Genomic DNA, 13,424 nt, shown 5'->3' with positions numbered 1-13,424 from the left:
TGGTGCTCCTGACTGGTGGTGCGTGCGGTCAGCAGTTCGGCAGGATGTTGATGTTGTCGCCACCCTCCAGGTTGAGCCAGGCGAACGGGATGTAGTTGCGGCCCGAGAAGTTCACCCGAACCCACCAGGTGCTGCGCTTGTGGTTGTTGTAGATGTAGGCGTAGATCTCCGGCCCCTGAACCTTGCAGTACGCCTGCAACCGGCTACTCGGCTTTGCTCGGCCGACCTGCTTGTTGTTGTCCTGCCGGGGTACCGAGAAGATCTCGATTCCATCGCGGCCCTCCCCGTTCCCGTTGCAGTAGGTCGCCTCCGCACCGGAGGTGCCGTTCTTGCAGGTGGCGATGCCGAAGACGGAAGGGGTGGCCTTGCTGACCTTGTCGCTGCCGTCGCCGGCCGCGTTGCTCGCCGTCACGGTGAAGCTGTAGGCGGTGCCCGGGGTCAGCCCGGTGACCCGGATGCTGGAGCAGTTGCCGTTGACCTTGGCCCGTCCGTCCGGGGTCACCGAACAGGAAGCCTTGCCGCCGCCGTCGGCCACGGTGAAGTTGACCGTGACCGAGGTGGCCTCGGCGCTGGTGCCGGTGATGGTGACCCGGGGCTTCGCGACCGTTTGGGCGGTGTCGGTGGCGATGGCGCCGGGACCGGCCTCGTTGATCGCCTGCACCCGGACGGTGACCGACTTACCGTCGCCCAGCCCTCCCACGGTGGCCTGGGTGTCGGTCACCTCGCTGGTCCTGCCGCCCGCCTCGACCCGGTATTTCGTGATCGGCCGGCCGTTGTCGGCGGGCGGGCTCCAGGTCATCGAGAGGGTGCCGCGGGAGCCGGCGACCGTCTTCGCCCGAAGGTTGACCGGCTTCGCCGGGGTGGTGAACGGAACCACGCTGTTGCTGGCCGGCGACGCGGCCGAGCCGGCGCCCTTCTCGTTGATCGAGACGACGGTGAAGGCGTACTGGTTGCCGTAGTCGAGTTCGCCGGCCGGGATCACCAGCTCGGTCTTGGTCGACTCGCCGACCGGGGCGTTGGCGCCGGCCGAGATCGCGGTCACGGCGTACTTCTTGATGTCGTAGCCCTGGCCGTTGGCGGCCGGCCACTTGACCAGTACGGTGCCGTCCGGCCGCTCCTGCGCGGTGACGCTGGCCGGCGGATCCGGCACCTCGGAGGTGGGCACCACCGGGTTGCTCTTCTTCGCCGGACCGGCGCCCTTGGCGTTCACCGCGTGCACCGAGAACTGGTAGGTCTCGCCGTTGGTCAGGCCGGTCACCTCCAGCGAGCGCTGGTTGGCGCCTACCTCGAAGGTCCGGCCGGCGCCCTGCACGACGTAACGGGTGATGGTCGCACCGTTGGCCGCGGCGGGTCGCCAGCTCACCCTGGCCTGGGCGTTGCCGGCGGCGGCGGTCACCGACTTCGGCGCGCTCGGCTTGCTGATCACCGGCTTCGGCGGCGGCGGAGGCGGCGGCGGGTTCGGCGGCGGGTCACCACCGAGAACGTCGTTGGCGTACTTGTTGACCTCCTTGACCTGGTGCTTGTCGTCGATGACCCGGGCGACGGCGGAGTTCGGGGCGTTGATGAAGAGGTGGTTCTCCCGAACCTCCAGCTCCAGCGGGCCGTTGGCGCCCGGAATCTCGATCTTCTCCAGCAGCTTTCCGCCGGGGTCGAACGAGTAGACCGTGCCGGTGTCCTTGTCGGCGCAGTAGAACCGGTCCGCCCAGGCGACGGCGGGGCTGAGCCGGGTGCCGGCGCCGGGCACCTTGAACTGCTGCCCGACGGCGCCGTTGTCGGCCACCACGATGTTGCGGTCGTCCGGCACGGTCACCGGCACCCGCAGGCCGGTGGTCCGGGGCGGCATCTCACCCGGGCCGGTGAGCGGCAGCTTGACCGGCCGCTTCTCCTTGCCGCGCAGCGTGGTCAGCGTGCCGGTGGTCCGGTCCAGCACCGCCACGCCGTCGTCCAGGGTGGAGAGCGCCAGGTCGTGGCTCGGGTCGGCGACCGCGTCGTTGAAGACCTGCTCCGGGCTGACGCTGCCGCCCGCGCCGCCGCTGTCGGACTCCGGGAGCTTGGCGGCGGTGATGGCGGAGACGGTCCCCTCGCTGGGTACGGCGACCCAGAGCCGCCCGGTGCCGTCGAACTGGCCGCCGGTGATGCCCGGCGGATAGTGGATCTGCTCGCCGACCGGCGTCAGCGACCGGGGGTCGAGCTGGCGCACGATTCCCTGCACCGCGTCGACGACGAACGCGGCGTCCTCGTGCAGGGCCACGTTGACCCCGAGCCCGGCGGTGGTCTTGGTGGTCGCGATGATCTGTAGCGTGGCCAGGTCCAGCGAGCTGACCTGGCCGGTGTTCAGGTCGCGCAGGATCAGCAGCCGGTCGGTCTGCGCGACCTGCATCTGGTGGTTGCGACCCTGCGGGACCTGCACGCGGGTGTCGACCCGGCCGGTGACCCCGTTGACCCGGGCCACCTCGCTCTTGGTCATGCTCCAGAGCCAGGAACTGGCATCGTAGCTGGCCACGGCGTTGTCCGCGGCGCCCAGGCCGAGCACGGTCAGCCCCATCGCGGCGGCCAGCGCCGCCACGGTGGCGATGGTGACCACTCCGCCCCGGAGCCGGGAGCGGCGGCGGGCCGGGGGCGCGCCCGGCGCCACCTCGGCGGGGTCGGGCCCGCCGGTGCCGTCACTGCCTGTCAAGCCGTTGCCTGTGGTGACCACAGCCGGCCGCCTCCCCACCCGTGGGCGGTCGTGTCCGACCGCCGTCGTCAGCGAATCTTTCCCGAAACCGCGTGCCATCATAGGGCCCGGGCTTTGCTCGCGGGTACCCGGAACGTGTCGTTGTGGACGGACGCGGCCCGAATTGTGGATAAGCCCGGTCGTCCGCCGTCGTCTCCGCAGGTCAGCGCGGTGGGAACGGTTGTCGAATTGTGATCAGCGTGGCGTCGCCCCGGCGCCGTCCCGCTTCGTGCAGGCGAGATCCGACGGAGCGAATTCGTTGGTCGAATAGACGGCGAGCACCGAGAAGCAGTAATCGAGCTTGGGGTTCAGCGCGTTCACCTTGTATGTGGTCTCGCCGGCACTGAGTGTAGTCATCGGCTTGGTCTGCTGGCCGGCACGGGCACCCGCGACGACGAACGGCACGGTCCCGCCGCTCGGGTCGGTCCAACTGACGGTGATCGCGGTGCCCTCGTCGATCAGCTTCACGTCGGTCGGCGGTTCACCGGCGACCACCGGCTCACCGCGCTCGTCGGTCGGTCCCTGCTCCGCCGAGCCGCTCTTGTCCAGCACCACCGCGACCACCACCACGATCGCGGCGACCACCGCCGCAGCGGCGGCGACCGCGGCGGCCACCGTGGAGCCGCGACCACGGTTCGGCTCGGGGGCCGGAGCCGGCGGGGTGGGGGCGGGGGTCGGTGTGATCACCGGGTACGACTCGAGCTGCGCGACCGACTGTGCCGAGTACGGCGGGTACGCCGACGGCGCCTGCTCCGGGGCGTACGACGAGGGCTGCGGTTCGGCCGGCCGGCCCGACACCGGTTCGGTGCCCGGCGGGTACGCCGGTGAGGTGGCGACCGACTGGAACAGCCCGCCGCCGGCCGGTCGGGTCGGCGGTGCGGACATTGGCGGCGTGGCGGGTGGTGCGGAGAGCGGTGCGGGCGGTGCCGAGAGCGGCGCGGCGGGTGCCGGCGCGACCGGTTCCGGGGCGGCGCCGCCCGGCGCCTCGCCGAGGTAGTCCCGGGCCGCCCGGACCTGCCAGTGGTCGTCGCCGAGCACACCCGGCCCGAGCGAGGCGACCCGGCCGAAGTTGCGGCGCGCCTCGTGCCGGTTGCCCAACTCCTCGGCGACGGCACCCAGTTCGTAGCTGAGCGACAGCATCAGCGGGTCGGCTTCGCCCCACCGGCGCTGCCCGTCGATCAGCGCCTCTTCGAGCAGCCGCCGGGCCGCCGCCGGATCGTCGGCCTCGCGGTGCCACCGTGCCAGCACCCCGACGGTGGCGAGCACCTCCGGATGGTCCTTGCCGTACGCGGGCCGAGCCGCGTCGAGTGCCTGTGCGAGCAGACGTCGGGCGCCCGGATCGTCACCGCCGTCGCGGAGCGCCCGGGCCCGGCCCTGTACGGCGGCAAGTTGTGGAGGCTGAGACACGCCCGCCATGCTGCCCCCTGGACGGGGTGCCGCGCCAGCCGGGGCGCTGTTCCGCCTCGCCGCTCCGCCTCGCCGCCAGACTCCGCGCCGCCACCGGTAGGCCGCTGAGCAGGGCCGACCGGGTCGCCGGCCGGTCCTCGTCGAAGTTTCGCGCCATCCGGTTCCCACCTCCGGTGTCGGTGCGGCTCCTCCCCGGTGTCCACGCGCACCCGACGCGGGCCGGGTTCGTCCCCGCCCCGGGCACGCCGACGACGGACACCACCGGCAGTTCGGCGCGGCACACGCTGCTCAGGGCCTACCGGATCGGGCCGTTGCCCGGATCGGGTGGGGCCGGTGCGTCCGCGCCGGCCCCACCGGCAGTCCTCTCCGGTCGCCTCGCCGGGATCAGCGGCTCTGCAGGGCGTCCAGGCCGACGGCCATCGCGATGACCAGCCGGCGGTCGAGTTGCGGCAGGTGGACGTCGATCACGTACCGGTCGCGCAGGCCCCACTTCTTCACCACCGAGAACGCGGGCTGGCCGCCGATGGTGAAGTCGAAGTGGTACGGCAGCCAGGACAGCGAGTCGATGAACCGGCGCAGCAGTGCGACCGGCAGGCTGCGCTCCTGGCCGGTGGCCTGCCCGAGGCCCGGCTGCTCGACGTGCCAGGTGGAGCGGAGCAGCGATGCCTTGAAGTCCTTGCGGAACAGCCCGATGGGGGTACCGGCGGCGTCGGTCACGTCGTACGTCGCGCCGAGGTCCATCACCTGACGGGCCTTGAAGCCGAGCACCGGCTGCTGCTTGGTGTCGTCCGCGTAGAGCGTCACCTGCTCCTTGAAGGCGAGCCGCTTCTGCTGCGCGAAGGCCAGCAGTTCGCCCTCGGAACCGTCCGGGTTGACCGCGTGTACCTCGTACTGGTTGACCATGAACCGGACCCGCTGCCGGACGTGGAACTGGCGTTGGGACTGGAGCACATCGAGCTGCATGGGCAGATTCCTTTTTCTGTGGGAATGTCCGGCATGGTGCGGCCGGCGTGATCGCCACCTGCTGTGCAGGCGCAGCCTCGGAGTGTGGCACAGCGGGGCGACACCGCGCCGCCCGGTCAGGAGGCGACCGCGCTGCCCTCGCCGACCAGTCGGAGCAGGTCGAGGTCGAGCACGAGCAGCCGCCGGTAGCCGGTCCGGACCAGGTTGCGCCGGCGCAGCGCGCGGAGGGCCTTCTGCAGGGTCACGTCCGCGACCCCGACCATCGAGGCCAGCTCCGGCTGGCTGAGCGCGACGCCGACCAGGATGCCCCGGTCGACCGGTTGCCCGCAGGTGGTGGCGATCTCGGCGAGCATCCGGGCCACCCGCACGTCGGCCGGGTACGCGGTGAAGTCCGCCCGGCGCTGGTTGGCCCAGCGCAGCCGCTCGCCCATGATCGCCCCCATTTGCAGGGCGGCACCGGGATGCCGCCCGAGGAAGCGCTCGAACGCGGCCCGGGAGACGACGTTCGACACCACCCGCCCGCAGGTGGTGACCGTGGCGGTACGCGGCCGGCCGGTCAGCGCCGCGGTTTCGCCGAGGATGTCGCCGGGCATCCGGATCGCGAGCAGGGTCTCGAAACCCTGCACCACCGTGGTCACCTTGACGAAGCCCCGGCGGAGCAGCTCGACGTGCGTGTCGTCGGCACCCTCGCGGATCAGCCGCCGGCCGGCCGGGAACTCCCGGGACACCCCGAGGGCCAGCAGTTCGTCGCGGTCGGCGGGGGAGAGTCGGTGCAGGAAACTGCCGGGTGCCAGGGTCTGGACTCGTGGCTGCGCGACACCGGACATGTGCGCCCCAACGGATCGATCGACGCGACGACAGTACCCGCCGGATAGTACCCGACGAATGCACCACGTCACCCCGCGTGCGCGCCGCCGGCCGGCCGAGCGAACCGTCTTTCACCTGTGCCGAGGACGTGCCGCGTGCGGAGGCGGAAGAGTACTCAGTGCCTGCACCTGCCGTTCCGCCTCCACCACCCGGTGCGCCGCCGGCAGGTAGCGCAGCCGCCGTTCCCGCAGCGCCGCCCGGGCCGTCCGCAGCGCGCCCGCCGGATCCCGGTACGCCTGTGCCCGGGCCAGCACCAGCAGCGGGCGGCCGAGGTCGAGGTCCGGGTAGCGGCGGGCCAGCACGGCGGCGAGCCGCGCCTCCCGTTCTGCCGGTCGGGCCCGGCCGAGCGCGGTGAGCACCTCGGCCCGGACGAGTTGGGCCCGCAGTGCCGCGCGGCCGTGCCGGCCGTGCCGCCACCAGTCGTACCGGCGGATCGCGTCCGCCTCGTCCAGCGCCGGTTGGGCGCGGGCGGGGTCGGGATCACCGGCCGCCGGCCGCAGCCGAGCGCACAGCACCTCGGCGAGGACCAACCGGGCCTGCCAGGTCACCTCGTGCCCGGCGCCGTAGCCGGAGCCGCGCCGCTCGATCTCGGCCCCGATCAGCCGGTGCGCCTCGGCCAGGTCCGCCGCCGGTTCGTGCCGCTTCAGGTGCGGGTCGAAGGCGCCGTACCGGGCCCGGTCGAGCAGCGCCACGGCGTGGTCGGCGACCGCGACGCCGAGCCGGTGCGGGTTGACCGGCCGTCGGCGGCGCAACTCGACCTCGTCCCGCCGGAGCTGCACCACCAGGTCGAGGTCGCCGGGTTCGCCCCGCCGACGCAGCGTGTGCACGTACTCCCGGCGGATCGCGAGCAGCGTCGGATGGTGTTCCGGCAGCGCCGCCCCGGCACGTTCCCGCAGGTCCAGCCAGGCGGCGAGGGAGTCCAGGACCGGTCGGCCGGGACTCGACGCCCGTTCCAGGGCGCACTCGGCCCGCAGCGTCAGCTCGACCGACTCGCCGAGCTGCTCGGTCGCGGCCCGGTGCAGCACGGCGAGCCGGGTCGGGTCGGCGCCGTGCAACAACACGGTGTGCAGCCGCGCCTCGAACCGGGCCACCAGTTCGGCGTCGGTCGTGCTGGCCACCAGTTCGGCGTCGGTCGTGCTGGCCACCAGTTCGGCGTCGGTCGTCCTGGCCACCAGTTCGGCGTCGGTCGTCCTGGCCACCAGTTCGGCGTCGGCCGGCACCGCCGCCCCGGCCACCGGGTCCCCGTCCGGCACGCGGCCGGTGCCGCCGGTCACCGCAGCCGCCGCGGGTCCCGGGCGGACCGGTCGTCCGCCTCCTCCACCAGCAGTTCCACCGCGTCCCGGATCAGCGCCGTGGCCAGCTCGCGCACCGGCGCCGACTGCTCCGGACGCAGGGTACGCAGTTCCTCGCGCAACCCGTAGATCTGCTCGGCCAGCCCGACCAGCAGCCGGTCCGGGCTCGCGGCACGCCCGGAGACGGTGCCGAGACCGTCGCGCACCACGGCCAGTACTCCGCCGCCGACCTCGGCGAGCGGACCGGCGGCGGCGCGCAGTGCGCTGGTCAACACGGCGAAGGCCCGGTTCGGGCTGATCCGGCCCCGCTGGATCGACACCAGGTCCTCGACCGCGCAGAGCGGTGGCGCGTACCCGAGCGCGCCGGCCAGCCCCGGGTTGTGCCGGGCCCACTCGACCAGTACGGCGACCAGCGACTCGGCGGCGGCCCGTCCGGCACCGGGCTGGAGCTGGTCCAGCCACCCCTCCCGGTACGGCCAGTACGACCACACCTTGGTCTCGTCGACGAGCTGGTCCACGGCGGTGTCCCGCAGGTAGCAGAGGGCGAGCTGATGGGCCGGGGACGTGTCCACCCGCAGCACCTCCTCGACCAGGGTGTGCCGGGCCTTGCGGCCGGTCACCTCGTAGAACGTGCTCCGGCTGCCCTTCGGTCGGACGGCGGCGACGATCTCCCGCCAGGTCGGCGCGGTGGTCCGGGGCACGGCCAGCAGTTCGGCGACGGCGCGGTAGTAGACGGTCCGGGTACGCCAGTGGGCGCGTTCGGTGCTGTCCGTACCGGCCAGCCGCCGGCGCCAGCGCCCGCTCACCGTGTCGGCCAGCCCGTACGGCACCGGGGTCGACGACAGATGCATCCGACTCTCCTCTCGGCTGGGCCGAGCGTGGCAGGGCACGGACGGGCAGATCACGTACCAGTAAGGGGTCTGCCCGTCGGGTGTCGGACGGCAGGGTCTACCGGAGCCGGTCGCTACCGGCCCTGATAGCGGAATCCGGCCCAGGCGGCGGGGCCGACCTCGCCGACCGGGCCGGGCAACACCGGGGCCAGGTGCGGCGGTGGGACCCGGTCCGGGTCGAGCAGCCAGCGGTAGCCGGCGTGCACCGCCTCCGCCGGTGCCATACCGCGGTCGGCGAGGAAGTGGTGCACCATCGCCAGCAGCGCCGGATGCCCGGCCGGTCCACCGGTCCAACCCGATCCGGCGACCCCGGCCGCACCGCTCGCGATCAGGGCGGTGGCCGGGGTCAGCGCGATGTCGTAGCCCTCGCCGAGCAGATCGGTGCCGTCCAGGGATGCGGTGACCAGCCCACCGGTCGGTTTGCCGGCCGGGTGCCGGAGCAGGCGTCCCGCCGGCAGGGCCTCCGGTGGCTGCCCGGGCTCGGCACCGGCCAGCTCGAACCACGGGCCGGTGGGTGGCGCGGCCAGCACGGCTCGGCAGGCCAGATGCACCATCGACGGGCCGGCGGAGGCCCGGGAGAGGGTCTCGCACAGGCCGTCCGGGGTGGCCGGCCGGTCGGCCGGGTCGCCGGTGTGGCCGAGCCCGGACGACCTCGGGTAGAGCAGCCGGCGCACCGCCAGCGTCGCGTACGCGGCGGCGCCGTCGTGGCCGAGCGGGTTGACCAGGAACACCGGGTCCCGGGTCACCGGCGGCGGGATTCGACCGCTGGCCGCGACGAGTTCGCCGGCCGAGCTGGCGTAGCTGAGCACCAGTGTGGCCCCGGCGTACCGGTGTGTCGCCGGGCCGGTGGACTCGCGGGCGGCGTGCCACGGCACCCGGCCGAGCGGGCCGTGCGGCACGAGCACCAGCCGAGCCGGGCGGTCCGCTCCGGTGCCCTCCGGCAGGCTGTCCAGCAGCGGCCCGATGACGGCGGGCCAGGCCCAGTCGCAGACCTCGGGCAGCGCCGGCCCGGGATCGGTGCCGGCGAGGAAGCGGGCGACCGGACCGTCCGGCGGGACCGCCAGGCCGGGCGGGGAGAGCGTGCCGACCTGGCCGGCGGCGCTGACCCAGACCAGCCGGCCGGGGAGCAGGTAGGCCAGCAGGTCCGCGCCGACGTCCCTGAGCGCGGCGGCGGTCTCCGGCACCGTCGGTACCGCAGGTGCCGCGAGGCCGAGCGCGTCGCGTACCCGCTGGTGCAGTGCCGGCGGCGGGGCCAGGTCGAACAGGTCGCACAGGGCGGCCGGCAGCAGCGGGGTGGGCTCGGCCCGGCGCCACTCGGCCGCGAGGTCCGGCTGCCCGGCCTCGGCCAGCCGGTCCGGTACCTCGCCGGCGGTGGTCGCCGCGAGCGTGGTCAGGGCGCGGGCCAGTTCCACCGCCTCGGCGAGCCCGTCCCGCCAGCCGTCGGCGGCGCACCAGTCGGCAACGGTCAGCCCGAACGCCGACGCGGCCCGGGCCACGGCCAACCGCCGTTGCGCGCCGGGCTCCGTCGGCAGTGCCTCGGCGGCGGCCCGCAGCGCGGCCAGCCCGGTCCGGGTGGCCCGCTCGTGGCCGCCGTGCCCCGTCTCCGCCCACCGCCGGTACGCGACCGCCAGTTCGCGCAGCACCGGGTGGGTCAGGTTTCCCGGACGGTCGGCCAGTTCCTCCCGCGCCTGCCCGAGGTGGCGGACGGCGAGCTCCAGATCGGACGTGGCGGCGCCGGAGACGGCCCGGGTCAGGTGCGCGGAGCCGAGCGCGGCGAGCAGCACGGTACGGCCGACCGGCAGGCGTTCCCCGGCGACATCGAGGCTGCCGGTCAGCAGCTCCACCGCCCGATCGGCGGCGGCCGGGTCGCCGGCCCGGGCCGGTGGCAGCGCCGCGAGCCCGGCCAACGCCACCAGCCCGGGGCGGTCGGTGTGGTAACCGGGCACCGCGGGTACCGCCGCGGCCAGCAGGTCGGCGGCGCGCGCCGGACCGTCGGCACCGGCCCGCACCAGGTGGCCGAGGGCGAGCCCGGCGGACAGCCGGCTCCGCCAGGGGTACGCCTCCGGCACCGCGTCGAGGGCGTCGTGCAGGGCGTCGACCGCCGTCCCGAGCCCCGCCCGGTCGCCGTCCCGGACCGCCTCGGCGAGCTGGCCGAGGCAGCGCAGCGCACGTACCACCGACAGTCGGCGGTGGTCTGCCCCGGCGGCGTGCTGCTGCGCCGCCAGCACCTGGCCGGTCAGCTCGACGAGTTGCCCGGGGTGGAGCCGGGCGTGGGCCGGTCCACCGAGGGCGTACCGGTGGTCGACCAGCACGCCGAGCAGTCCGAGCCCGGCCGCGGCCACCGGGGAGCCGGGGGTGAGCCCGGAGACCGACTCCCGCAGGTGGCCGGCGGCGCGGCGGAGGTCGTCCGGCCGTCCAACCCAGTGTCCCCGCAGGGCCAGGGCCAGCGTGGCCAGCAGGTGCTCACCGCCCCGGCCCGAGGGCTCCGCCCCGGCGTCGCTCAACACCGACTCGGCCAGCGCGACGACCCGGTCCGCCGGTTCGGCCGGCCGGTAGGCCAGCGCCGCCAGGGTGGCGTCGACCAGCAGTACGGCGGTGGCGTCCGGCAGGCTGCCGTCCCCGCCCAGCTCCCGCAGCCGGGACATCCGGGACAGGTGCTCGGCGCTGCCGGGGTCGCCGCCCTCGCCGGTGAGCCGGGCGAGCTCCTGCACCAGGGCCGGCAGCATCATCCGGACCCCGGAGTGCTGCTCGATCAACTGCTGCATGGTGTTGCCCAGCGAGCCCGGCTCGGCCGGGTCGCCGAAGCGCTGGGTGAACATCCCGACCTGCATGGCGGCGAGCTGGTCGTGGCCCGGGGCGCCGGGGCCGCCGACGTCCATGGCCTGCCGGAGCGTCCGCATCATGCCGTCGAGGTCGAAGCTCGCGGCCGGGCCGCCCAGCCCGGAGAGGCTGCGGATCAGGTCGATCTGCGAGAGCATCAGCGCTCCCATCCGGTGGATCTGCGGCTGCACCGGCGGCGCGTCGACAAGTTGCCGGAACAGGCTGGCCGCGAGGTCGAGGTCGCGGCGCCGGGACTCCTTGTCGCCGCGCTGCATCGCGGTGACCATGGCGAAGGCGTCACTGATGTCGACCGTCCGGGCGCCGTCCAACATCCCGGCCTGCGGCATCGCCCGCAGTTGCAGCAGGGTGCCGCAGAAGTACCGGCCCACCTCCAGGTCGGCGGCGGGCAGGTCCGGATGGGCCATCGACTCGACGAACAGATCGATCGCCTCGTCCCGGTCGGTGTCGGGCCTTCCGCCGCCGACGAACCTCATCCCCAGCAGCCGGGCCAGTACGGTGGCGACCTGGGGCCGCCACGGGTCCCGCTCGGCGAGCAGCCCGTACGCCTCCCGCAGCGCCGTCACCGAGTCGTCGAGGTCGGTGGCGGCGCTCGGCAGGTTGTGCTGCGTCGCCCGCCCGTAACGATCGGCGTACGCCCGACCCAACTCGAGCAGCGGTCCGATCCGGGCGGTGCCGGAGACGCCCGACAGTGCGGCCCTGAGTCGGCCGATCCGTTCGTCGGTGCCAGGGGTATTGATCATCGGTTTCCTCGGGGAATTCGTCACCGGCGATCGGAACCGGATCGGGTGCGGCCGGAAAGGGACGGCGTCGCGCCGGCCGAATTCGGTATACCGCACCGGACACCGCGATCACAATGTACCGATGGGCCAACAGTTTCCGGCCGGTGCGTTCCATCCGACGGCTGAATTCCCCGGAATGGCGCCGATCTCTGGAGTGACTGGTCCGGCCCGCTTGTCGCAGTACCCATTCGATTGTTGAATCGCCGGTACCGGCGGTGCGACGCTCGTCCGTGCCGAGGCCGGTCCCATTCCCGGATCTGGGCACCGCACGAACTCCGCGCTCCACCTCGGGACGAGATCCCGGATGGTCGCACGAACCGGGTCTGTCCACCCGAGCCAGAAAGTGATGCCATGGCCCACACCTCGGAGGACGCGACGGATCTGGACCGGGCCCCGATCCGTCCGGCGGACCTGCTCGCCTCGGTCACGCTCCATCCGACCGACGGGCGGGGCAGCCCGGACCCGGCGGCCGAGCCGACCGCCACGGTCCGTTGTGGACGCCCGCTCAGCTATCCGGTGCCGGCCCGGGACCTGCCGGCGGCGCTGCGGCAGCGGATCGTCGCGACCGGGGAGCGGTGCTTCGGAGTGCTGTTCGCGTTCGACCTCGCCGCGCTGCCGCCCGGCCACCGGTACAGCAGCGCCCGGCTCCAGGTACGGCTGGCCGACCCCCGGGTCATCGCCGTCCGCCTCGACCAGGACGCCGACACCCTCGGCCTCGGGTACGGGCCGGACGGGATGTTTCCGGCCTCCGGGCCCGCCGCCCGGGCACTGCTCGCCGGCCGGGACCGCCCCGGCTGGCTGGGCCGGCTGCTGCCCCGCTCGGGTGAGGCCCGGCCCTGGCCCACCGGTACCCAGAGTCACCGCTTCGGCTGGGTCTACCACGACCCGGAAGGCGACCACCCGGTGCCGCACCACCTCGTGCTGCATGCCCTGGTCGCGGCGCCGGCCGGCACGGCGGAGCTGACCGGCACGCTCGCGGTGCAGGTCGAGGTGGTGCGCTCGCTGCGCGGGCGGCGGCATCCGCTCCCCGGCGACCTGCGCGAGGCGGTGCCGTTCACCGAGCCGCTGCCGATCGTCGCCACCGGACCGACCGGTGCGGCGGTACGGCTCTGCGTCGCCGCCGACGTCGAGGGGTACAGCCGGCGCGGCAACGCCTCGGCGGCCCGGATCCAGCAGCACCTGGTCCGGCTGCTGGCCAGTGCCCGGCGTCGGGCCGGGGTGGACGAGTCCACCGTGGACCTCCAGCCGCAGGGTGACGGCCAGTTCGCCGTACTGCCGGCCGGGATCGACGAGTCCGTGGTGGTGCCGGGGTTCCTGGCCGGGCTGCCGTCGGCGCTGGCCGAGGCGAACCGGCAACTCGGTGACGACGCGATCCGGCTGCGGGTGGCGCTACACCGGGGGCTGGTCGAGCCGGGCGCCAACGGGTGGGTGGGCAGCGCCGCGATCGCCGTGCACCGGCTGCTCGACTCGGCACCGGTACGCGCCGCGCTCCGCGAGCATCCCGGCCCCGGTTTCGTCGTCGTGCTCCCCGACTTCCTCTATCAGGACGTCGTGCTGCCCGGCCCGATGCCGGCCGACGACTTCCGGGACATCACCGTCGAGTTGCCGGAGAAGAACTTCGTCGCCCGCGGCTGGCTGCGGGTCTGCGACCTGTCCGGCTGAGGGGGAC

General features: G+C 74.1%; 8 protein-coding genes. 1 reads left to right on the top strand and 7 read right to left on the bottom strand.

Annotated features, from left to right (window positions below):
• Positions 1-28: 28 nt before the first annotated feature.
• The 7 genes from ACQEVC_RS39275 to ACQEVC_RS39245 form a co-directional block, all read right to left on the bottom strand.
• Positions 29-2,635 (bottom strand): fibronectin type III domain-containing protein, encoded by a 2,607-nt coding sequence (locus ACQEVC_RS39275; RefSeq protein WP_432891947.1) that lies wholly within the window; start codon positions 2,633-2,635, stop codon positions 29-31.
• Positions 2,636-2,911: 276 nt separating this feature from the next.
• Positions 2,912-4,123 (bottom strand): tetratricopeptide repeat protein, encoded by a 1,212-nt coding sequence (locus ACQEVC_RS39270; RefSeq protein WP_432888583.1) that lies wholly within the window; start codon positions 4,121-4,123, stop codon positions 2,912-2,914.
• A gap of 384 nt (positions 4,124-4,507) precedes the next feature.
• On the bottom strand, positions 4,508-5,086 hold the full coding sequence (locus tag ACQEVC_RS39265; protein WP_318399226.1) for a hypothetical protein: 579 nt from the start codon (positions 5,084-5,086) through the stop codon (positions 4,508-4,510).
• Positions 5,087-5,202: 116 nt separating this feature from the next.
• Positions 5,203-5,913 (bottom strand): Crp/Fnr family transcriptional regulator, encoded by a 711-nt coding sequence (locus ACQEVC_RS39260; protein ID WP_432888580.1) that lies wholly within the window; start codon positions 5,911-5,913, stop codon positions 5,203-5,205.
• Between the two features lie 111 nt (positions 5,914-6,024).
• Positions 6,025-7,227, bottom strand: a complete 1,203-nt coding sequence (locus ACQEVC_RS39255; RefSeq protein ID WP_432888578.1) for a hypothetical protein — start codon at positions 7,225-7,227, stop codon at positions 6,025-6,027.
• Positions 7,224-8,096 (bottom strand): hypothetical protein, encoded by an 873-nt coding sequence (locus ACQEVC_RS39250; RefSeq protein ID WP_432888576.1) that lies wholly within the window; start codon positions 8,094-8,096, stop codon positions 7,224-7,226. Before ACQEVC_RS39250 ends, ACQEVC_RS39255 begins: the two co-directional genes overlap by 4 nt.
• 113 nt (positions 8,097-8,209) lie before the next feature.
• The gene (locus ACQEVC_RS39245; protein ID WP_432888574.1) at positions 8,210-11,716 is read right to left on the bottom strand and encodes a CHAT domain-containing protein; all 3,507 of its coding nucleotides are present in this window, start codon (positions 11,714-11,716) and stop codon (positions 8,210-8,212) included.
• Between the two features lie 390 nt (positions 11,717-12,106).
• Between ACQEVC_RS39245 and ACQEVC_RS39240 the strand changes: the two genes are divergently transcribed.
• Positions 12,107-13,417 carry a hypothetical protein gene (locus tag ACQEVC_RS39240; RefSeq protein ID WP_432888572.1) on the top strand — a complete coding sequence of 437 codons (1,311 nt, stop codon included), beginning with the start codon at positions 12,107-12,109 and terminating at the stop codon, positions 13,415-13,417.
• The last annotated feature ends 7 nt before the right edge of the window (positions 13,418-13,424 follow it).

Origin of the sequence: Plantactinospora sp. CA-294935 (genome assembly GCF_050936445.1) — a bacterium.
Classification (GTDB): domain Bacteria; phylum Actinomycetota; class Actinomycetes; order Mycobacteriales; family Micromonosporaceae; genus Plantactinospora.
The sequence above is the reverse complement of the archived record's forward strand: the minus strand, read 5'-3'. Positions and strand labels throughout refer to the sequence as shown.